The sequence below is a fragment of the Microbacterium sp. LWH12-1.2 genome, assembly GCF_040675825.1.
Classification (GTDB): domain Bacteria; phylum Actinomycetota; class Actinomycetes; order Actinomycetales; family Microbacteriaceae; genus Microbacterium.
The window spans coordinates 3775586-3794867 of the sequence record NZ_JBEGIJ010000001.1; the positions used below are offsets into that span (position 1 = coordinate 3775586).

At 67.5% G+C, this 19282-nt stretch carries 23 protein-coding genes; 12 read left to right on the forward strand and 11 right to left on the reverse strand.

Features of this window, described 5'->3' with window-relative positions; genetic code table 11:
• Window positions 1–34: 34 nt before the first annotated feature.
• Window positions 35–850, reverse strand: a complete 816-nt coding sequence (locus tag MRBLWH12_RS17940) for an ABC transporter permease (RefSeq protein WP_363551136.1) — start codon at window positions 848–850, stop codon at window positions 35–37.
• Window positions 847–1740: an ATP-binding cassette domain-containing protein gene (locus MRBLWH12_RS17945; protein WP_363551138.1), complete on the reverse strand. Its 894-nt coding sequence runs from the start codon at window positions 1738–1740 to the stop codon at window positions 847–849. The genes MRBLWH12_RS17940 and MRBLWH12_RS17945 overlap by 4 nt, the downstream gene beginning before the upstream one ends.
• Window positions 1741–1842: 102 nt before the next feature.
• Between MRBLWH12_RS17945 and MRBLWH12_RS17950 the strand changes: the two genes are divergently transcribed.
• The 11 genes from MRBLWH12_RS17950 (at window position 1843) to MRBLWH12_RS18000 (ending at window position 8256) form a co-directional block, all read left to right on the forward strand.
• Complete coding sequence (locus tag MRBLWH12_RS17950; RefSeq protein WP_363551140.1) at window positions 1843–2775, forward strand: TetR/AcrR family transcriptional regulator; 933 nt, start codon at window positions 1843–1845, stop codon at window positions 2773–2775.
• 40 nt (window positions 2776–2815) lie between these two features.
• The gene (locus tag MRBLWH12_RS17955) at window positions 2816–3751 is read left to right on the forward strand and encodes a cyclase family protein (RefSeq protein ID WP_363551142.1); all 936 of its coding nucleotides are present in this window, start codon (window positions 2816–2818) and stop codon (window positions 3749–3751) included.
• A 75-nt stretch (window positions 3752–3826) separates the two neighbouring features.
• Window positions 3827–4018 (forward strand): helix-turn-helix domain-containing protein, encoded by a 192-nt coding sequence (locus tag MRBLWH12_RS17960; protein ID WP_341975887.1) that lies wholly within the window; start codon window positions 3827–3829, stop codon window positions 4016–4018.
• Between the two features lie 15 nt (window positions 4019–4033).
• Window positions 4034–4519 (forward strand): hypothetical protein, encoded by a 486-nt coding sequence (locus MRBLWH12_RS17965; protein ID WP_363551144.1) that lies wholly within the window; start codon window positions 4034–4036, stop codon window positions 4517–4519.
• Between the two features lie 115 nt (window positions 4520–4634).
• Entirely contained in the window at window positions 4635–4733 is a 99-nt protein-coding gene (locus MRBLWH12_RS17970; protein WP_003792170.1) for a 30S ribosomal protein bS22, read from the forward strand.
• 95 nt (window positions 4734–4828) lie between these two features.
• A complete protein-coding gene (locus MRBLWH12_RS17975; protein WP_341975885.1) occupies window positions 4829–5131 on the forward strand; it encodes a rhodanese-like domain-containing protein in 303 nt (100 codons plus the stop codon).
• Window positions 5128–5424: a glutaredoxin family protein gene (locus MRBLWH12_RS17980; RefSeq protein WP_363551145.1), complete on the forward strand. Its 297-nt coding sequence runs from the start codon at window positions 5128–5130 to the stop codon at window positions 5422–5424. The genes MRBLWH12_RS17975 and MRBLWH12_RS17980 overlap by 4 nt, the downstream gene beginning before the upstream one ends.
• Complete coding sequence (locus tag MRBLWH12_RS17985; RefSeq protein ID WP_363551147.1) at window positions 5421–5723, forward strand: Dabb family protein; 303 nt, start codon at window positions 5421–5423, stop codon at window positions 5721–5723. The genes MRBLWH12_RS17980 and MRBLWH12_RS17985 overlap by 4 nt, the downstream gene beginning before the upstream one ends.
• A 142-nt stretch (window positions 5724–5865) precedes the next feature.
• The gene (locus MRBLWH12_RS17990; RefSeq protein ID WP_341975882.1) at window positions 5866–6672 is read left to right on the forward strand and encodes a basic amino acid ABC transporter substrate-binding protein; all 807 of its coding nucleotides are present in this window, start codon (window positions 5866–5868) and stop codon (window positions 6670–6672) included.
• 34 nt (window positions 6673–6706) lie between these two features.
• Window positions 6707–7504 carry an amino acid ABC transporter permease gene (locus tag MRBLWH12_RS17995; RefSeq protein WP_341975881.1) on the forward strand — a complete coding sequence of 266 codons (798 nt, stop codon included), beginning with the start codon at window positions 6707–6709 and terminating at the stop codon, window positions 7502–7504.
• Complete coding sequence (locus tag MRBLWH12_RS18000; protein WP_363551403.1) at window positions 7501–8256, forward strand: amino acid ABC transporter ATP-binding protein; 756 nt, start codon at window positions 7501–7503, stop codon at window positions 8254–8256. The genes MRBLWH12_RS17995 and MRBLWH12_RS18000 overlap by 4 nt, the downstream gene beginning before the upstream one ends.
• A 109-nt stretch (window positions 8257–8365) precedes the next feature.
• On the opposite strand, the gene MRBLWH12_RS18005 is transcribed toward MRBLWH12_RS18000, so the two are convergent.
• From MRBLWH12_RS18005 to MRBLWH12_RS18040, 8 genes are all read right to left on the reverse strand, one after another.
• Window positions 8366–8548, reverse strand: coding sequence for a YegP family protein (locus tag MRBLWH12_RS18005; RefSeq protein WP_363551149.1), 183 nt, complete (start codon window positions 8546–8548; stop codon window positions 8366–8368).
• A gap of 82 nt (window positions 8549–8630) precedes the next feature.
• Entirely contained in the window at window positions 8631–9665 is a 1035-nt protein-coding gene (locus MRBLWH12_RS18010) for a LacI family DNA-binding transcriptional regulator (RefSeq protein WP_363551151.1), read from the reverse strand.
• On the reverse strand, window positions 9644–11662 hold the full coding sequence (locus MRBLWH12_RS18015; RefSeq protein ID WP_363551153.1) for an aldo/keto reductase: 2019 nt from the start codon (window positions 11660–11662) through the stop codon (window positions 9644–9646). The genes MRBLWH12_RS18010 and MRBLWH12_RS18015 overlap by 22 nt, the downstream gene beginning before the upstream one ends.
• A gap of 135 nt (window positions 11663–11797) precedes the next feature.
• Window positions 11798–12877: an ABC transporter ATP-binding protein gene (locus MRBLWH12_RS18020; RefSeq protein ID WP_363551155.1), complete on the reverse strand. Its 1080-nt coding sequence runs from the start codon at window positions 12875–12877 to the stop codon at window positions 11798–11800.
• Window positions 12874–13668 carry an ABC transporter permease gene (locus MRBLWH12_RS18025; protein ID WP_341975868.1) on the reverse strand — a complete coding sequence of 265 codons (795 nt, stop codon included), beginning with the start codon at window positions 13666–13668 and terminating at the stop codon, window positions 12874–12876. The genes MRBLWH12_RS18020 and MRBLWH12_RS18025 overlap by 4 nt, the downstream gene beginning before the upstream one ends.
• Window positions 13665–14603 carry an ABC transporter permease gene (locus MRBLWH12_RS18030; protein ID WP_363551156.1) on the reverse strand — a complete coding sequence of 313 codons (939 nt, stop codon included), beginning with the start codon at window positions 14601–14603 and terminating at the stop codon, window positions 13665–13667. Before MRBLWH12_RS18030 ends, MRBLWH12_RS18025 begins: the two co-directional genes overlap by 4 nt.
• Window positions 14600–15739, reverse strand: a complete 1140-nt coding sequence (locus MRBLWH12_RS18035) for an ABC transporter substrate-binding protein (RefSeq protein ID WP_363551157.1) — start codon at window positions 15737–15739, stop codon at window positions 14600–14602. The genes MRBLWH12_RS18030 and MRBLWH12_RS18035 overlap by 4 nt, the downstream gene beginning before the upstream one ends.
• Window positions 15740–15888: 149 nt before the next feature.
• The gene (locus MRBLWH12_RS18040) at window positions 15889–16404 is read right to left on the reverse strand and encodes a GNAT family N-acetyltransferase (RefSeq protein ID WP_341975865.1); all 516 of its coding nucleotides are present in this window, start codon (window positions 16402–16404) and stop codon (window positions 15889–15891) included.
• 25 nt (window positions 16405–16429) lie between these two features.
• On the opposite strand from MRBLWH12_RS18040, the gene MRBLWH12_RS18045 reads away from it, so the two are divergent.
• On the forward strand, window positions 16430–17254 hold the full coding sequence (locus MRBLWH12_RS18045) for a sulfite exporter TauE/SafE family protein (protein ID WP_363551159.1): 825 nt from the start codon (window positions 16430–16432) through the stop codon (window positions 17252–17254).
• A gap of 201 nt (window positions 17255–17455) precedes the next feature.
• Here the strand turns inward: MRBLWH12_RS18045 and aspS are convergent, their stop codons facing one another.
• A complete protein-coding gene (aspS, locus tag MRBLWH12_RS18050) occupies window positions 17456–19237 on the reverse strand; it encodes an aspartate--tRNA ligase (protein ID WP_363551160.1) in 1782 nt (593 codons plus the stop codon).
• Window positions 19238–19282 lie beyond the last annotated feature (45 nt).

Here is a 19282-nt window from a genome sequence, read left to right on the forward strand (position 1 = left end):
CGTCGCGTCCTGCGACGCCCAGGCGCCTTGAGGCTCAGCGCCGGGCAGCCTTGCGTCGGAACAGCCACGCGCCCCAGACGACCGCCACGGCCAGGATCGCCAGGCACCAGCCGATGGCCCACAGCGGCTCCGTGCTGAGCGGAGCATCCATCAGCAGCCCGCGGATCGTCTCGACGATCGGTGTGATCGGCTGGTTCGCAGCGACGGGCTGCAACCACTCCGGCATGCTCGCCACCGGCACGAAAGCGCTGGAGAGATACGGGAGGAAGAGCAGCACGAACCCGTAGCCGTTCGCTCCCTCCGGGCTGCCTGCGGCGAGTCCGATCGCGGCGAACAGGTAGGTGATCGCGAGGATGTAGAGCGCGATCATCGCCGTCATCCCGATCCATTCGATGAGGGTGGCGGTGGGGCGGAAGCCGACGAGGATCCCGACTCCGATCACGATCGCCGTTGCGACGAGGTTGCGCAGCACGCTCGCGACGACGTGCCCGGTGAGCACAGCGCCGGCGCGCAGTGGCATCGTCCGGAAGCGATCGATGATGCCGCTGCGCATGTCGTTGGCGACGTAGACAGCCGTCGAGGACGCGCCGAAGCCGGCGCAGGTGAGGATGATCCCTGGGACGACGTAGTCGACGTAGGCGCCGGAGGGATCGATCGCGCCGCCGAACACCCAGGTGAACATGAGCATGAGCATCACCGGAAGCATGATCGCCATCAGCAGCGACTCACCGTCGCGAAGCGAGTGGCGAAGGCTCCGGCCGACGAAGACCATCTCAGCGGTGGCGCCGCGGAGGCGGGGTCGGACGGATGCGGTGGCGTGAGGCATCGATGGGGCGATGGCGATGTTCATGCGGACTCCTTCACGGTCGAGTGCTCTGTTGTGCGGGCGGTGACGGCGAGGAAGACGTCATCGAGAGTGGGGCGACGCAGCGTGACGGCGCCGTCTGCGCCCTCCTCGTCGAGCTGATCCAATGCTCGCCGGAGGCCTGCGACGGTTCCGTCGGTCGGGAGCTCTCGGAGCAGGTCCCCGTGGCTGTCGTGGAGTTCGACGGTCTCGCCGCCGATGCGGGACTTCAGCTCGGCGGCTGTGCCGAGCGCCGCGATGCGACCGTCGTGCAGCACCGCGATCCGGTCGGCCAGCTGGTCGGCCTCCTCGAGATACTGCGTCGTGAGGAAGACGGTCGTCCCGGACGCGGCGAGCGAGCGGATGATGTCCCAGAGGTCACGTCGACTTCGGGTGTCCAGTCCGGTGGTCGGCTCGTCGAGGAACAGCACCTCCGGCGTCACGACGAAGCTCAACGCCAGGTCGAGACGTCGACGCATGCCTCCCGAGAACGTGCGGACGATTCGCGATGCGGCATCCGTCAGATCGAACTGCTCGATCAGATCGGATGCTCGCCGCACGGAGGCGGCTCTGCCGAGTCCGGCCAGCCGCGCGAACATCACGACGTTCTCGGTGGCGGTGAGTGCATCGTCGACGGCGGCGGACTGCCCGGTCAGGCTGATCCGCTGCTGCACCTGCACGGAGTGCGTGCGCACGTCGAAGCCGGCGACGCTCGCCGTTCCGGCATCCGCCTGCGTGAGCGTGGTGAGGATGTTGATGATCGTCGTCTTGCCCGCGCCATTGGGCCCGAGCAGTGCGAACACCTCGCCGCGGGAGACGGTGAGATCCAGGCCGTCGATCACGGTCCGGCTGCCGAAGCTCTGGCGCAGCCCCCGTGCGTCGATTGCTGTCGTCATCGTGAGTCCTTTCTGTGTATGAGGAAAACTGTGTAGTACGTATAGCAACTGTGTATGACCATAACACACTGTTTACTTAATAAACAGAAGTACGATGAAGGCATGACTGAGCAGGAACCGCCCGAGCTGCCGCGGGGCATCGCATTGGCCTGGGGCGTGGCTGCCAATCCGCAGCGCGGACCCAAACGCGAGATGAGCGTCGAGCGCATCGTCGACGCCGCGGTCGAGCTGGCCGACGCCGAGGGCATCGGCGCGGTCTCGATGGCCGCGGTCGCGTCGAAACTCGGCTTCACGCCGATGTCGTTGTACCGGTACGTCAGCGCGAAGGATGATCTCCTGCTCCTGATGCAGGAGGAAGCGACCGGCCTCCCGCCGGAGAGCCACCAGGATCTGGATGGCTGGCAGGCCCAGCTGCGCGCGCTCTTCGAGGCGCAGGTTCTTGTCTACCTGCGGCATCCGTGGATGCTGTCGCTGCCGATCTCAGGATCCCCGATCACACCGAACAGCTCGTCCTGGCTCGATGCGGGCCTCGCAGCTCTCGAGCCGACGCCGCTCACCGCGGAGGAACGCGTGGCCGTCGCGCTTTCGGTCACCGGGCACGCGCGCTGGTACGGAACAGTGCTCGCCGGGTACTCGGATTCGGCGCGAAGCAGCGGTCTCTCGCCCGACGAGGTCTCGGCTCGCGAGGCGGCCCTCTTCGATCGGGTGATCACCGCCGACGCCTACCCCGCGCTTCGGCACGCGATCGACGACGGTGTCTTCGTCTCCACCGCTGATCCCTTCCGCTTCGGCCTGGAACGGATCCTCGACGGCGTCGAGGCGTACATCGCGGGGCTCGACCGCGGGGAGCCGCACAGGGGCGAGTCGGAGTGGGTCGATGTCGAGCCCGCCGAACTCGCCGGTGACCGGCGGCTGCGTGAGGCGCGAAAGGCGGTGCGCGAGGCGGAGAAGGCGCTGCGCGCCGCTCGCAAACTCGAGAGGCAGTCGCTGCGCGAGGCGGGCGAGCGTCTGGCGAAGGCGAAGAAACCGGTCTGATCCGACCCCCTCGCTGGTGCGGGTTTGCCATGATGTGGGGATGACTACTGCGGCAGCCGAATATCGGGCGCATTTCGACTTCTCGATCTCGTTCGCGAACGGGGGAGGGATCAGCGGCGAAGGCTTCCGGCTCGATCTGCCCCACGCCGACATGACGGATGCCGAGGTCAGCAGGCTCCTGGTCCGGCACCTCGGGCTCGCCCTGGTCAGCGAGGTGGTCCTGCGCGATCTGCGCATCGTGGAAGAGCCCCACCGAGGAAGCCGCGGCGTGGAGACGGATGCCGGAACCGACGTCGCCGAACGCATCATCGATTGCAGTCATCCGATCGAGGCGGGCCTGGTGACGTACCCGGGGCTGCCGGCGCCGACGATCCACGCGCATCTGACCCGCGAGGATTCCCGTTCCAAGTACGCCCCCGGCACCGAGTTCGCGATGGACATCATCACGATGATAGGCAACACCGGCACCTACCTGGATTCGCCGTACCACCGGTATGCCGAGGGTGGCGATCTGGCCTCGCTCGACCTGAGCTCCCTCGTCGGCTTGCCCGCAGAGGTGTTCCATCTGCGTGACTCCTGGAGCGCGGAACAGCGCGGTATCCGTGCGGCGACGCTGGCCGATCGCGAGCTGCGGGGCGCAGCGGTACTGCTCGACACCGGCTGGAGCCGTCACTTCGGCACCCCGGAGTACGCGCACGGCGCCCCGTTCCTCACCGAGGAGGGGGCACGCTTCCTCGTCGACGCCGGAGTCCGCCTGGTGGGCATCGATTCGCTGAACATCGACGACACCGAGAGTGGTGGCACGCGGCCCGCGCACTCGATCCTCCTCGCGGCCGGGGTGCACGTGGTGGAGCATCTGACGAGCCTCGACGATGTCCCGGCGCGTGGTGCCCGGTTCACCGCCGCGCCGCCGGCGATCCGCGGATTCGGCACATTCCCGGTGCGGGCCTTCGCCACGGTCCCGGCATCCCACTGATCCCATCAGCCACATGGGTTTACACACGTCGCACCTTCCCCATAGAGTGTGCTCATTGAGAAAGGGGTACCGGGGATGCCCGAAGTTCCTGACGTCCGGTTCCTGACGGTGGCCGAGGTCGCCGAGATCATGCGCGTGTCGAAGATGACCGTGTACCGTCTCGTGCACGCCGGCGAACTGCCAGCGATCCGTTTCGGTCGCAGCTACCGCGTGCCCGAGTCGGCGGTCGCCGACGCCCTGCAGCGGCCCATCTCAGACGTCGGCTAGCCGCAAGGAGAAGACGTGGACACCAGTACGTTCTACGCCCTCTTCTCCGCGACCTGCTTCACGCTCACCGGCCTGTGGTGGAACGTCGTCCGCGCACGCCGCGACTGGACGTCGGATCCGGCGATGCGCCGGACGATCGGCGGCATCTACCTGTCGTTCCTGCTGCCGGCGCTGATGGGACTTTTCGCCCAGGTCGGCGGCACCGAAAGCCCCATCATGTGGCGCGCCTCTTTCGTGGTGCTCGCTGTCGTCGGGGGAGTGTCGATGCTGCGTCTGGTTTCGCAGGCTCGCGGTGACGGGACGCCGGCGGGCGTGCGGTGGACCCAGATCGGCACCGTCGTCGTGTACGCGGCGATCGCCGTGATCGGGGTCGCCCCGGAGATCGCCGCTTCTTTCGGACTCAAGGGGATCCAGGTCGAGGCGCTGCTGCTGATCACGCTGATCGCCCTCGGACACGCGCTCGTGTGGCGCTTCATGGTCACGCAGGATGCGCCCGATTGATGCCCGTGCGGCGAGGGCGCTCCGGTTTGCTAGACTGATCCGAGGCATTTTTTCCGTGCCCAAACCCGGGCGTCCGGTATCCGAGACGCCCAGCCCCTGACTTAGTGAGGTTTCCGTGGGTTCTGTCATCAAGAAGCGCCGCAAGCGCATGGCGAAGAAGAAGCACCGCAAGCTGCTTCGTAAGACTCGCCACCAGCGCCGCAACAAGAAGTAAGCGGCCAAGACACCGAGCGCCTGTCTCCGGACGGGCGCTTTGTGTCTCTGCGCCCGAATGTGAACACCGATTACGTGAACCACCGTGAGGATGCCATGAAGTCGATCACCATCGCCGATCTCGCCGTGCGTCAGAGCACGCCGCTCATCGATGTGCGCGAGAAGAACGAGTTCGCTTCGGGTCATGTTCCCGGCGCCGTGAACATCCCGATGTCCGAGATCGGGAATCGGCTCGAAGAGCTTCCGGCGGAGGCCTTCGACGTGATCTGCCAGGTGGGCGGGCGTTCGGCGCGAGTCGTCGAGGCACTGGAGGCGCGCGGCTACGACGTCACCAATGTCGATGGCGGCACCGGCGAGTGGGTCGCCCAGGGGCATCCGGTCGAGGTGCCTTCGGCGTGATCACGCTCACCCTCATCGGCAAGCCGGACTGCCATCTCTGCGACGTCGCGTCCGAGATCATCGACACTGTCGTCGCCGACCTGCCGGATGCGGCTGCCGAGCAGATCGAGATCGTCGAGGCATCCATCCAGGACGACCCCGCACTGTACGAGCTGTGGTGGGAGAAGATCCCGGTCGTCCTGATCGACGGCGAACTCCACGCGCACTGGCGGCTGTCTGCTGACCGTCTGCGCGACTCGCTCGAGGAGGCCCTTCGATGCGATGTACTGAGCGACCGGAGGGAGTCGAAGTGACCATCCGGCACGTCGTGACCTGGAAACTCGCCGCGGAGGACGCCGCTGAGCGTTCCGCGCAGGCGGTGGAGGTCGCCCGGCGGCTGAACGCGCTGGACGGCGTCGTTCCCCAGCTGCTGTCGATCTCGGCCGGCGCGAATGTCGCGTACCCCGTCGCAAACTGGGACGTCACTCTCATCGCGGACTTCGCCTCCGTCGCCGCGCTCGAGGAGTACCAGGTGCACCCCGCGCACGAAGAGGTCGCCGTCTACATCCGCTCGGTGGTGGCCTCTCGGGTCGCCGTCGACTTCGAGGTCTGACCGTCGAATCCGGTTAACGGTCACTTGCAACACAACTGTGACCCGTGGTGGGCCGATGTTGTTGGGTCAGCCGATGGACGGCGTGTCAAGATGTTCTCCTACCCGTTCGTGTGGCCTCCGGCCCTCGTCTCCAGGAGCTGACATGCAGCGTCGCAACATCTTCGCCGGGATCGCCCTCGCGGCGACCGCCACTCTCGCCCTCGCCGGCTGCGCCGGTGGAAGCGGTGGATCCGACGGCGCCGCCGACAACGAGTTCGACCTCATCGAGGCCGGTACGCTCACCGTCTGCTCCGACATCCCCTACGCGCCCTTCGAGTTCGAAGGCGGCGACAACGGGACCGGCTACACGGGCTTCGACATCGACCTGCTCGACGCGATCGCGAAGAAGCTCGATCTGAAGCTCGCGGTTCAGGACGTCGGCTTCGAAGCTCTGCAGTCCGGCACCACGCTCGCATCGGGCACGTGCGACGTCGGAGCCTCGGCCATGACGATCACCGAAGAGCGCGAGAAGAACATCGACTTCAGCGACCCGTACTACGAGTCGCTGCAGTCGCTGCTGGTGCGCACCGACTCCGGCATCAAGTCGATCGATGAGCTCGAGGGCAAGAATGTCGGCGTGCAGCAGGGCACCACCGGCGAGGCGTACGCCAACGAGAACGCCACCGGCGCCGAGATCGTGCAGTACCCGTCGGATGGCGAGCTGTGGCCCGCGATGCAGTCCGGTCTGATCGACGCGATCCTGCAGGATCAGCCGGTGAACCTCGAGCACGAGAAGGCCGACAAGGCGTACAAGATCGTCGAGGAGTACGAGACCGGCGAGTCCTACGGCTTCGCCTTCGCGAAGGGCGAGAAGGACGCGCTGCTCGAGGCAGTCAACGGCGCGCTGAAGGAGCTGCAGGACAGCGGCGACTACCAGACCATCTACGACAACTACTTCACCGCGAAGTAATCGGCGAGCAGCGTAGATCAGGGAGACCTTGACAATGGCGTTGAGGCGCAGCACGAGAAGCAAGCTCTATCGGTACATCATCTACGCGGTGCTGATCGCGATCGTCGTCTGGGCGGCGATCACCACCAACTGGGCGAGGATCGGGCCGCTGTTCTTCAACCCCGAAGTCGCGGTCAAGATGTTCCCCGGGATCATCACGACCGCTCTCGTCAACACGTTGTGGTTCACGGCGGTGGCGTTCACTGCGGGGCTGGTGCTCGGCGTCGTGCTGGCGCTGCTGAAGCTCTCGAGCATCGGCCCGTTCCGCTGGATCGCCACGGCGTGGATCGAGCTCTTCCGCGGGCTCCCCGCGATTCTCACGATCTTCGGGGTGGCGTTCATCCTGCCGGTCGCATCGGGGGTCTCGGGTCGCGACCTCGGCGGCCCGGTGGTGCTGGGGCTCATCGGTCTCATCCTCGTCGCATCGGCCTATATGGCCGAGACCATTCGCGCCGGCATCCAGGCGGTGCCCAAGGGGCAGACCGAGGCGGCACGCTCCCTCGGCATGTCCCCCATGAAGACCACATTCTGGATCATCGTGCCGCAGGGGTTCCGCATCATCATCCCGCCGCTGACCAATGAGTTCGTGCTGCTGCTGAAGGACACCTCGCTCCTGTTCGTGGCGGGAACGTTCATCTGGTCGAAGGAGCTCACCAACTTCGCCCGTGATGCGGCGACCCAGAACACGAACGCGACGCCGCTGATCATGGCGGCGATCCTGTACTTGATCGTGACGATCCCCCTCACGCGCTTCAGCGCGTGGCTGGAACGACGGATGGCGAAGCAGCGATGATCACCGACCTGATTGATATCCACGCCCCAGCGATCGACCTGCAGGGGCTCGTGAAGAGCTTCGGCGACAACGAGGTGCTCAAGGGCATCGACCTCACTGTCACCGCCGGCGAGGTCGTCTGCGTGATCGGCCCCTCGGGGTCGGGCAAATCGACGCTGTTGCGCTCGGTGAACCTGCTCGAGGAACCGACCGGCGGCAAGGTGCTCATCGAGGGCATCGACATCACCGATCCCGACGTCGACATCGACCGCGTGCGCACGCGCATCGGCATGGTGTTCCAGAGCTTCAACCTGTTCCCGCACCTCGACGTCATGGGCAACCTCATGATCGCGCAGCAGCGCGTGAAGAAGCGGTCCAAGGCCGAGGCGGAGAAGGTCGCGCTCGCGATGCTCGCACGCGTCGGGCTGGCGGAGAAGGCGGATGCCTACCCGGGCCACCTCTCCGGCGGTCAGCAGCAGCGTGTGGCGATCGCACGAGCACTGTGCATGAACCCCGACATGATGCTCTTCGACGAGCCGACGTCGGCGCTCGATCCCGAGCTCGTCGGCGAGGTGCTGCAGGTGATGCGCTCGCTCGCGGACGAGGGGATGACGATGCTCGTCGTCACCCACGAGATGGGCTTCGCCCGCGAGGTCGGCTCACGCCTGATCTTCATGGACGGCGGCCACATCGTCGAACAGGGTGACCCGCGCGAGGTGCTCGGCAACCCGCAGCATCAGCGCACCAAGGACTTCCTTTCCCGGGTGCTCTAGTCTCGGACGCCGGCCACGGGCCACGCGCCGAAACCCCCTGATATCGCCGAAACCCCCTCGTACTGACGTCAGTACGAGGGGGTTTCGACGTCAAGCGGGGGTGTCGGCGTCAGCCGTCGATCTCGACGACCTCGGCATCTGCGGCGTTGCGCTTCACCGCATCGATGCCGTTCTGCGCGCCCGACTTCGAGGCATAGCCCTGCCCGGTGGCGATGACCTCGCCGTTGCCGGCCTTCAGCCGGAACCGCCAGTCGCCGCCCTTGTCCTGATACAGCTCGAACTTGCCCGCCATGAGGCGTCCTCTCTCCCGAATAGAGAGAGCGACGCCCCCTCGGGCAACACGCTAGCGCTCGCGCATCCGCTGCGGAAGACTGCTACGCCGATTCGCGCAGCACGAGACGATGGCTCGAGACGCGTTTCAGGTCGGCACCGGGAACGCCCTCGCGGAGTGCGACGGCGAGCTCGAGAGTGTGGCGGGCGACCTCGTCGAAATCCACCGCGAGGGTCGTGAGCGTCGGGGCGACGAGGGCGCCGATCGTGAGACCGTCGACTCCCGCGACGCGGATGTCGCGGGGCACGTCGAGGCCGGCGTGGCGGCACGCCGAGAGCACGCCGAGCGCCATCAGATCGTTGAAGGCGAAGATGGCGTCAGGGGGTGTGGCACGGCGGATGACCTGCGCCGTGACGGCGGACGCATGCTCCGGTGTCGAGGCGGAGGCGTGCACGAGCTCGGGTGCGAGACCTCGCCGCTCGAGGGCCGCCATCATCGCGATCCCGCGACCACTCGTCGAGTGAGGCTCGGATGCATCGAGCACGACCGGCCGGCGGGTACCGACGGCCACGAGGTGAGCCGCCAGATCCTCGATCGCTGCGGTCGGATCCAGATTCACCCCGGCATGGCTGGAATCCGCATCCGCGTCGAGCAGGATGAGAGGCGTCGCGCCGAACCGGCTCTCCCACCCCAGCGCCCACTCGCCGAGATAGCCGACGATGACATCGACCTGCGCATGAAGTGAATGCAGGAGCCGATCGGCGGAGCCGGCGAGCCCGATGTCGACGAGGGAGACGCTCCATCCGTCGGCAGCGGCACGGCGGACGACCGCCGCGGCCAGCTCGGGGGAGTACGGATTGCGCAGATCGCTGACGACGAGTCCGAGCTGGCTGTCGCCGCCCGTGACGAGCCCTCGACCGAATCGAGAGGGGCGGTAGGCGAGCGTGCTCGCGGCCTCGAGGACCCGACGCCTGGTCTCGACGCTGATGCCCGGCATATCGTTGACCGCGCGAGTGACGGTCTGGCGTGACACCCCGGCAACCGCAGCGACGTCGAGGATGGTCGCACGCCGACGCGTGGCAGGCGACCCCGATGCCCCGGGGTCGCCTGCGCCGGTCAGCTGCGAAGATCCAGCCACGCCACCTCTTCGGGTGTGAGATCGACAGTGAGTCCCCGCATCGACGAGCGGGTCTCCTCGATCGTACGCGGTCCGAAGAGGGGGAATGTCGGGAAGGGCTGCGCGAGCACGTAGGCGAGTGCGATCGCCGTCGTCGGCACGCCGCGCTCGGCCCCCAGGGTCTCGGCGCGACGCAGGCGCTCGAAGTTCTCGTCGCTGTAGTAGCAGCGCACGAGCTCGGCGTCGCTGCGGTCGTCCGGACGGGCGCGACCGGTGAAGAATCCACGTGCCTGTGATGACCACGGGAGAAGCGGGATCTGCCGCTCCTCCAGCCAGCGCTTCGACGCGGCATCGGTCACCTGCACGCAACCCTCCCACGGCACGTCGTATGCCTCGGCAAGCCCGAAATGATCGCTCACGACGCCGAAACCCTGCCGCCCGTTGGCCAGAGCGTAGGCGTTGGCCTCGTCGATGCGCTCAGGCGACCAGTTCGATCCGCCGAACACGCGGATGCGGCCGGCACGCGCGTGCTCGTCGAGAACGTCGACGAACTCGCCGACGGGGACTTCGGGGTTGTCGCGGTGGAGCATATAGATGTCGGCGTAGTCGGTTCCCTGTCGCTCGAGACTCTCGAGAAGCTGGCGCGATACCGACTCCGGGTCGCAGTGCGGGGTGTGCCCGCCCTTCGTGATGACCACGACGTCTTCGCGGACGCCGCGGTTCGCGATCCAGCGGCCCAGCCGCTTCTCGAGGTCACCGTCACCGTAGATGTACGCGGTATCGAAGACGTTGCCGCCCTGCTCGGCGTAGACGTCGAAGATCGCTGACGCGTGAGCCAGGTCGGGCTGGTTGTCGACACCCATCACGAGGCGCGAGACGCGCTTGCCGACACCCGGGATGTCGCCGTACGGCATGTCGCCGTCGGCCCCGATGCCGCGGAACGAACCGCGCACCGGCGCGATGTCCGCCTCCTCGGCCTCGAAGGGGTAGCGCAGGCCGATGGCGGCGCGCCAGCGATCGAGGGTGCGCGCCGTCGCGAGAGTCTCTGCCGACGTCATCTCCGGCGCGTCGGGCCGCCCTTCGCGCAGCGCAGCGATGGTCGCGTCGGCCTCGAGTGCATACGCGTCAGTGGCCTCGATCACGATGGTGCGCACGCCATCGCCGGTGGCGAGCTCGATCTCGGCATCGCCGGTCGGAACCCAGGGTTCCGCCACGCGGATGCTGCCCTTCTCGCCGAGGATGGTCACGGTGTTCGCCGCCGGGGTCATGACGCCGGTCGTCAGAGTCGCCGTGATGCCGCTGCGGTACGTCGCTCTGGCGACGGTCCACTCGTCGACGCCGGTGGGGCCGAGGGTGCCGCCGGCCGTCAGGTCGACGGGCTCGGATGCGTGCACGCCATCCGCGGCGTCGACGACGGCCGATGCCATCGTGACGGTGTACCCGCCGACATCGAGGATGCCGCCGCCCGCCAAGGCCGGGTCGAACAGTCGCCCCTGGCGCTCACCGACGCGGAAGGCGAAGGACGCATCGATGTGGAGAACGCGGCCGATGGCTCCCTCGCGCACGAGGTCGAGCACAGCACGGGTCTGCGGGTGGAAGCGGTACATGTAGGCCTCGACGAGCGGTACTCCGGCCTGCCGGGCGGCATCGACGAGCGCCATTGCCGTCCCGTGGTTCACGGCGAGGGGCTTCTCGCAGAGCACGGCCTTGCCGGCCTCGATCGCCGCGATCGCGAGAGCGGCGTGAGCCGTGTGCACGCTGGACACGTAGACCGCGTCGACGCGAGGATCGGCGAGGGCGTGCGCGTAGTCGCCTGCCGTCACGTCGGCGGCGCCCTGCTGCTTCGCTTCGTCGGCGAACGACTGGGCCCGCGAGGCATCCGAGCTGCCGACCGCGACGAGCTCACCCGCGCTCGATGCGAGGCCGGTGAGGAATGTGCGCGCGATGTTCCCCGGGCCGAGCACGGCCCATCCACCGGTGCGGGTGTGTGTCTCTTCGACTGCGAGCTGAGGGGTCACCATCGTCCTTTCGAGCCAGATTCGTGAACGTTCACGAGCCTGTCACGATAGTCCTATCCGAAGGTGTGGTCAAGCGAACCGTGAACGATCACGGCGAACGTCTCACCGAAGGGCGCGAAGCCCTCGACCGCACCCTCAACCGCGCGGATGCACCGCCACCGGCTCTGGATTCACCGCGATACGCACCCGATCGCCGAAGGCAGGGTGGAAGCGCGGCGAGTGCTGCAGCCGCACGAGCTCGCCGGATTCCGTGCGCACGAGCGTGCGCCGGATGCTGCCGAGGAAGGTGCTCTCCTCGACGAGCGCGTCGGTGGCGGCATCCGCCTCGGAAGCGAAGTACACGTTCTCCGGTCGCAGGTAGACGTCGACCGGGCCGTCGGCGGGGGAGCGCAGCGGAAGCCTCTGCCCCCACACCATGACGTGGTCACCCTCGGCGACACCCGACACGACGCTGGACAGGCCGACGAACGCGGCGACTCCGGCCGTCGACGGCTCCGTGTACAGCTGCTCGGGGGAGCCGATCTGCTCGATGCGACCGGAGTTCATCACGGCGATCCGGTCGGAGACCGCGAGAGCCTCCTCCTGATCGTGCGTCACGAACACCGTGGTGATCCCCAGGCGCAGTTGGATGCGACGGATCTCGTCGCGGAGCTGCACCCGCACCTTCGCATCCAGCGCGGAGAGCGGCTCGTCGAGCAGCAGCACCTTGGGCTCGGTGACCAGCGCCCTGGCGAGCGCCACGCGCTGCTGCTGGCCGCCGGAGAGCTGATGGGGGAACCGGTCGGCGAAGGCATCCAACCCGACGAGAGCGAGGGCGTCGAGGGCGCGCTTGGCGGCTTCCGCCCGACCCGCACCGCGACGACGCAGACCGAAGGCGGTGTTGTCGACGACCCGAAGGTGTGGGAACAGCGAGTACGACTGGAACACCATGCCGATGTCGCGCTTGTTCGTCGGCACGCGCGAGACGTCGCCGCCGCCGAGCAGCACCGCACCCTCGTCGGCGCCCTCGAGACCGGCCAGCACCCGCAACAGCGTCGTCTTGCCGCAGCCGGACGGACCGAGCAGCGAGACGAACTCGCCCGGGGCGATGTCGAGATCGACGCCGTGCAGGACGCGGTTTCCGGCGTAGCTCTTGACGATGCCCTGCAGCTGCACGCGTGTACCTTCGCCGGCCTCGGCGAGCAGCATGTTGTCGGCGGTACGGGGGAGGGTCATGAGCGGGCCTTTCCGGTGCCGCGGGCGGCGCGGCCGATGGTGAGGAGCAAGAGGAAGCAGAACAGCAGTGCCAGCAGCGTGAAGATCGCGGGTGCGTACGCATCCTGCTTCTGCACGACGATCAACGCCGTCTGGAACACCTGCCGATTCAGCAGCGATGCAATGGTGTACTCGCCCAGCACGACAGCGATCGAGATGAGCGATGCTGCGAGCAGCCCCTGCCGCAGATTCGGTGCGAGCACTCGGAGCACCACCGTCGGCCAGCTCGCACCGAGCGAGCGGGCAGCCTCGGCGAGCGTCTTCATGTCCGCCGCGTCGATGGATGCCTGGATCGAGCGGTAGGCGAACGGCAGGACCGTGATCCCATACGCGAAGGCGAGCGTCCAGGTGCCGGTGCCGAGCGTCCGTCCGATCTGCAGATAGATCGGCGCGAGGCCGACGACGAGCACGATCGCCGGGATCGAGATCGGTAGCAGTACGGCGAACTCGAAGACCGGCCTCAGCTTCGGGAAGCGCAGATTCATCAGGATCATCGTGGGTGCGAGCAGGAACAGCACGATCAGAACCGTGACCAGAGCCAGCACCAGCGAGTTGCCGAGACCGATCCAGATGGGCTTGATCGCCGCCGAGGTCGCGGGATCGAACAGCGTCACCCATCGTTCGAGCGACATGCCACCGGCCGAATCGCGGAGTGTGTAGAGGAACGTCGAGATCAACGGGATCGCGAAGAACGCGCCGACGACGATCCCGATGATCCAGCGGGTCGTGAGGGAGGGACCGAGGCGGTTCATGACTGCCACCGCGCTGCCCGACGCTGGATGAGCGAGTACAGGGCCATGACGACTCCGACGACGATGATCATGCCGAGAGCGAGGGCTCCGGCGAGGTTCTCCCGGCCGAGCATGGTCTCGCTGGTCAGCGCGGTGCGGATCTGCAGCGGCACGATCTGGGATCCCTGGCTGGAGAGAGCAGCCGCCGTCGCGAACGAAGAGAACGAGTTGGCGAACAGCAGCAGCAGCGAGGCGAGGAAGGAAGGGGCGAGCACGGGGAATCCGATGCGCAGCCAGAAGCTCGCGCGAGTGCCGCCGAGGGTGAGGTTCGCCTCGGTCCACTGCGGCTTCAGTGCGGCGAGTGCGGGCATGAACGTGATCACCATCAGCGGGATCTGGAAGTAGATGTACGGCAGGTAGAGGCCGGGGAGCTCGTAGATCCACGCGCCGCCGGCAAAGATGTCGATGCCGAATGCGCCGCTCAGAAACTCGGTGACGACGCCCTTGAGGCCGATCGTCGCGATGAAAGCGAACGCGAGCATCACTCCGCCGAACTGGGCGAGCACACCGGCGGCGGCATCCACCGTCGAGCGGATCGCGCCCTCGGGGTTCATGCCGAGCAGCGCGTAACAGACCAGGGCGCCGACGACCGCGCCGACGACGGCGGTGATCAACGACAACCACCCGGTGTTCGCGAAGGTGTTCAGCACGACGGGATCGCCGAGGGCGGCGACGTTCGTCCAGGTGAAAGAACCGTCTTTCGTGAAGAAGCCGGAGCCGATGGCGAGCAAGGTCGGAACGGCGAGGAACCCGATCACGTAAGCGGCGAACGGGATCAGTCCCAGCCAGGCCCATGACGGAGCGGACCGCCGGCCCCTCGCAGCGCGCGAGGGGCCGGCGGTCGCGGTGGGAGCGGATGCCGAGGCATCCGCTCCCGTTGCAGCGAGGGTCGTCACTGGACCGCCGCTGCCCACTTCTCACCGAGCAGGGTGCCGGCGATCGTGCTCTGCTCCTCGGTGGGAACGACCGTCTCGGCCGGAACCTCGGGAAGAGCGGCGGCGAGGTCGGCGTCGATCGTTCCTGCCTCGGTCATGGCCTCCATGCGCGCCGGTCGAGCGCCGCCCTTGAGCCAGAGGTTCTGCACCTCGTCGCTGTAGAGGAACTCCTGCCACAGGCGCGCTGCGGCCGGGTTCGGTGCGTCCTTGTTGATCGCCTGGTTGTAGTAGCCCGCGTAGCCGGTGCCCTTGAGGACGACGACCTTCCAGTCCTTGTTGTCCGCGACGTGCGAGGCGTTCAGGTAGTCCCAGTCGAACACCACGGGGGTTTCGCCGCTGGCGATGGTCGAGGTGGTGACGTCGACCTTGAGCATGTTGCCGGCCTTCTGCAGCTCAGCGAAGAAGTCGATGCCGGGCTGGAAGTCGTCGAGGGTGCCATCCGACTGCACCGTGGCGAGGCCGACCGCGGCGAACGCGGCGCCGGCCTGGGTCGGGTCGCCGTTGATCGCGACGGAACCCTTGTACGCGGGATCGAGGAGGTCGGTGAGTTCGGCCGGAGCCTTGTACTTCGACGAGTCGTAGCCGATTGACATGTATCCGCCGTAGTCGCCGACGAAGAGGCCGGTCGACTCCTTCAGCGCGTCGGGGATCTCGTCCCACGTCTGCACCTTGTACGGTGCGAACACGTCGGTGTTCTGCAGCGCGACGGCGAGTCCGAGGTCGAACACATCGGGGGCCGTGTCGAGGCCCTCGTTGGTCTTCGCGGCCTGGATCTCTTCGGCGCTGGACACATCGGGGGAAGCCTCGTTGATCGTGATCTCCGGGTACTTCTCGGCGAACAGGTCGAGAACCTCGCCGTAGTTCGCCCAGTCGCGGGGGAGGGCGATGACGTTCAGCTGGCCCTCGGCCTTGGCAGCGGCTTCGAGGTCGGCGAATGTGCCGAAGTCGGCGACCGATGTTGCGGCTGCCGCGTCAGTGGCGGTATCGCCGTCGGCCGGGGCCGCCGATGCGCCGGCGCACGACGTCAGAGCAAGCGCCGCGGTGGCGGCGAGGGCGATGCCGGCGACGACGCGCGCGCGGTGGGGGAAACGTGCCATGGGTGTTCCTCTCGGTGTCCGGCTGCGGGTGAAGCCGGGTTGCGAGAGGAGGCTATGGGGCGGGGGTTACTCGGACAGGCGGGCCGGGTGAATGGGAGGTGTCCGGGTGGTGGCGGAACGGATGCGGGGGCGTGCGTGCTCGCGTCGGGTCAGCCGCGCGGCACGTTGTACTTGAAACCCCGATGCGATCCCACGTACCCCAGTCGCTCGTAGAAGCGGTGCGCATCGGTGCGCGCGGCATCCGACGTGAGCTGCACGATCGACGCATCGACCGCCGGTGCTGCGGTGTCGGACACCCATCGCATCACCGCCGATCCGATGCCGGAGGAGCGCAGGTCGCTGTGCACCCGTACCGCTTCGACCAGCAGTCGACGTGCCCCTCGACGGGACATGCCGGGGATCGATGTGAGCTGCAGCGTGCCGACGACCGATCCGTCGAGTTCGACGACGAGAAGGTCGTTCGAGGGATCAGCGAGGATCCCGAGCAGGGCTGCGACATAGGCAGGGCGGTCCGCCTCGGATGCCAGGTCGCCACGGGCGGCGCTGATCGCGTCGTCGGACAACAACTGGATCACCGCATCCGCATCCTCCGCCGTGGCGCGACGCAGAGCGGCGCGTCCGACACGGGAATCGAAGGGATGCGGGAGGGGGAGCGCGTCGAGCATGATGCCAGTCTGGCATTCTGGCGGGATGGACATCGGCGCAGTACTCGGGCTCGAGCAGCTCACCTGGGGCATGCTGATCCTCGTCATCGTGGCGGCGTTCGCGGCCGGATGGATCGACGCCGTGGTGGGTGGTGGCGGTCTGCTGCAGCTGCCGGCGCTGCTGCTGATCCCCGGCATCTCGCCGCTCCAGGCGCTCGCGACGAACAAGCTCGCTTCGGTCTTCGGTACGGCGACGAGCAGTGTCACCTATTACCGGCGGGCGAAGCCCGATATCCGCACAGCCCTGCCGATGGCGGCGATCGCGCTCGCCGGGTCCTTCGGCGGTGCCGCCGTCGCGACGGTGCTGCCTTCTGCGGCGTTCAAGCCGATCATCGTGATCGCCCTGCTGGCGGTGGCACTCTTCACGGCGTTCAAGCCGCAACTGGGTGCAGCGACGCAGCTGCGCTTCCGCGGACACAAGCACCACATCATGGCCGGGGCCGCCGGACTCGCCATCGGCTTCTACGACGGCATGATCGGGCCTGGCACCGGCACCTTCCTCGTGATCACGCTGGTCGGGTTGCTGGGCTATGACTTCCTGCAGGCGAGCGCCAAGGCCAAGATCGTGAACTTCGCCACCAACGCGGGGGCGCTGATGTTGTTCGTCCCGCACGGAGCGGTGCTCTGGCTGCTCGGCGGCATCCTCGCGGTGGCCAACGTGGCCGGCAGCTACCTGGGCTCCCGCATGGCGATCTCGCGCGGTGCCACCTTCATCCGTGTCGTGTTCCTCGTCGTGGTCGTCGCGCTCATCGGCAAGCTCGGCGTGGATGTCTGGAACGAGAACATCGCGCCGGCGCTCGCTCTCGCGTAGTCGGATGCTGCGGCATCCGCCCAGCGACCCGCCATCCGTTCCGCATCCCGCGTACGCCTCGCTCGGCTTTGCACGCTTCCCTCGGCCACAATCCGCGAATCTGGCCGAGGGAAGCGCGCTTGGCCGAGGCTGGCGTACGCCCGGCCGGCGCGAAAAGACCCCGTGCCGCTGACAGCAGCACGGGGTCTCTTCGGCTCAGGCTCAGGCCTCGTCGTCCTCCGGCTCGAAGTCGACGCCGGCCTCGGCGCGCTGCTCCGGCGTGATCGGCGCCGGCGCCGCGGTGAGCGGGTCGAAACCGTTGCCGGACTTCGGGAAGGCGATGACGTCGCGGATCGAGTCGGTCTTCGTGAGGTGCTGCATGACGCGGTCCATGCCGAGCGCGATGCCGCCGTGCGGCGGGGCGCCGAACTTGAACGCGTCGAGCAGGAAGCCGAACTGCTCGTCGGCCTGCTCCTCGCTGATGCCCATCACCTGGAAGACACGCTTCTGCACGTCTTCGCGGTGGATGCGGATCGAGCCGCCTCCGAGCTCGGAACCGTTGCACACGATGTCGTACGCGTAAGCGAGAGCCGAGCCGGGGTCGGTGTCGAACGTGTCGGCGAACTCCGGCTTCGGGCCGGTGAAGGCGTGATGCACGGCGGTCCAGGCGCCTGCGCCGACGGCGACATCGCCCGATGCCACGGCGTCCGCTGCGGACTCGAACATCGGCGCGTCGACGACCCACGTGAATGCGAAGACGTCGGGGTCGAGCAGGTCGAGGCGACGACCGATCTCGACGCGTGCGGCACCGAGGAGTGCGCGACTGTCCTTCGCGGAACCGGCCGCGAAGAACGCGCAATCTCCGGGAGCCGCGCCCACCAGCGCAGCGAGGCCCGCCTGCTCGGCCTCGGACAGGTTCTTCGCGACAGGGCCGCCCAACGAACCGTCCTCGTTGAACAGGACGTAGGCAAGACCGCGGGCGCCGCGCTGCTTCGCCCAGTCCTGCCAGGCGTCGAGGGTCTTGCGAGGCTGGCTCGCGCCGCCGGGCATGACGACGGCGCCGACGTACTCAGCCTGGAACACCCGGAACGGGGTCTCCGCGAAGTAGTCGGTGGCCTCGACGAGCTCGAGGCCGAAGCGCAGGTCGGGCTTGTCGGAGCCGTACTTCGCCATCGCATCGGCGTATGTCATCCGGGGCAGCGGGACGGCCACCTCGACACCGATGGTCGCCCACATCGCCTGGATCAGCGACTCCATCAGCGTGATGACGTCTTCCTGGTCGACGAAGCTCATCTCGATGTCGAGCTGCGTGAACTCGGGCTGACGGTCGGCGCGGAAGTCCTCGTCGCGGTAGCAGCGTGCGATCTGGAAGTACTTCTCCACGCCGCCGACCATGAGGAGCTGCTTGAACAGCTGCGGCGACTGCGGCAGCGCGTACCAGCTGCCCGGGTGCAGGCGCGCGGGCACGACGAAGTCGCGAGCGCCTTCCGGCGTCGAGCGGGTCAGCGTCGGGGTCTCGACCTCGGTGAAGTCGCGTTCGTGCAGCACGTCGCGGATCGCCTTGTAGACGTTCGAGCGCAGACGCAGAGCGGATGCCGCCGCTGGACGACGCAGGTCGAGGTAGCGGTACTTGAGTCGCGCCTCTTCGCCGACCGTCTCGGTCTCGGCCACCGCGGTCGAGACCTGGAAGGGGAGCGGAGCGGACTCGTTCAGGACCTCGACGGTCGATGCGATGAGCTCGACCTCGCCGGTGGGGAGGTTCGGGTTCGCGTTGCCGTCCGGGCGGCGAGAGACCTCGCCGGTGACCTTCAGCACGAACTCGTTGCGCAGCGGATGGGCGATCTCCTCGTCGCGGATGACGACCTGGGCGATGCCCGAGGCATCCCGCAGATCGATGAAAGCGACTCCTCCGTGATCACGCCGACGATCGACCCAACCCGTAAGGGTGACGGTCTGACCGATGTGCTCGGCTCGCAGTGAGCCGGACGTGTGAGTGCGAAGCACGGAAGTTTCCTCCTGATCTGGGAAATGACGAACCCGCCCATTCTA

What these genes read in the sequence shown, in the direction of transcription:
- MRBLWH12_RS18025 (WP_341975868.1), bottom strand. Translation starts at nt 13,668, where the DNA reads ATGAACCGCCTCGGTCCCTCCCTCACGACCCGCTGGATCATCGGGATC.
- MRBLWH12_RS17990 (WP_341975882.1), top strand. Translation starts at nt 5,866, where the DNA reads ATGCAGCGTCGCAACATCTTCGCCGGGATCGCCCTCGCGGCGACCGCC.
- MRBLWH12_RS18035 (WP_363551157.1), bottom strand. Translation starts at nt 15,739, where the DNA reads ATGGCACGTTTCCCCCACCGCGCGCGCGTCGTCGCCGGCATCGCCCTC.
- MRBLWH12_RS17940 (WP_363551136.1), bottom strand. Translation starts at nt 850, where the DNA reads ATGAACATCGCCATCGCCCCATCGATGCCTCACGCCACCGCATCCGTC.
- MRBLWH12_RS17955 (WP_363551142.1), top strand. Translation starts at nt 2,816, where the DNA reads ATGACTACTGCGGCAGCCGAATATCGGGCGCATTTCGACTTCTCGATC.
- MRBLWH12_RS17975 (WP_341975885.1), top strand. Translation starts at nt 4,829, where the DNA reads ATGAAGTCGATCACCATCGCCGATCTCGCCGTGCGTCAGAGCACGCCG.
- MRBLWH12_RS18040 (WP_341975865.1), bottom strand. Translation starts at nt 16,404, where the DNA reads ATGCTCGACGCGCTCCCCCTCCCGCATCCCTTCGATTCCCGTGTCGGA.
- MRBLWH12_RS18020 (WP_363551155.1), bottom strand. Translation starts at nt 12,877, where the DNA reads ATGACCCTCCCCCGTACCGCCGACAACATGCTGCTCGCCGAGGCCGGC.
- MRBLWH12_RS17945 (WP_363551138.1), bottom strand. Translation starts at nt 1,740, where the DNA reads ATGACGACAGCAATCGACGCACGGGGGCTGCGCCAGAGCTTCGGCAGC.
- MRBLWH12_RS17995 (WP_341975881.1), top strand. Translation starts at nt 6,707, where the DNA reads ATGGCGTTGAGGCGCAGCACGAGAAGCAAGCTCTATCGGTACATCATC.
- MRBLWH12_RS17950 (WP_363551140.1), top strand. Translation starts at nt 1,843, where the DNA reads ATGACTGAGCAGGAACCGCCCGAGCTGCCGCGGGGCATCGCATTGGCC.
- MRBLWH12_RS18000 (WP_363551403.1), top strand. Translation starts at nt 7,501, where the DNA reads ATGATCACCGACCTGATTGATATCCACGCCCCAGCGATCGACCTGCAG.
- MRBLWH12_RS18045 (WP_363551159.1), top strand. Translation starts at nt 16,430, where the DNA reads ATGGACATCGGCGCAGTACTCGGGCTCGAGCAGCTCACCTGGGGCATG.
- MRBLWH12_RS17960 (WP_341975887.1), top strand. Translation starts at nt 3,827, where the DNA reads ATGCCCGAAGTTCCTGACGTCCGGTTCCTGACGGTGGCCGAGGTCGCC.
- MRBLWH12_RS18005 (WP_363551149.1), bottom strand. Translation starts at nt 8,548, where the DNA reads ATGGCGGGCAAGTTCGAGCTGTATCAGGACAAGGGCGGCGACTGGCGG.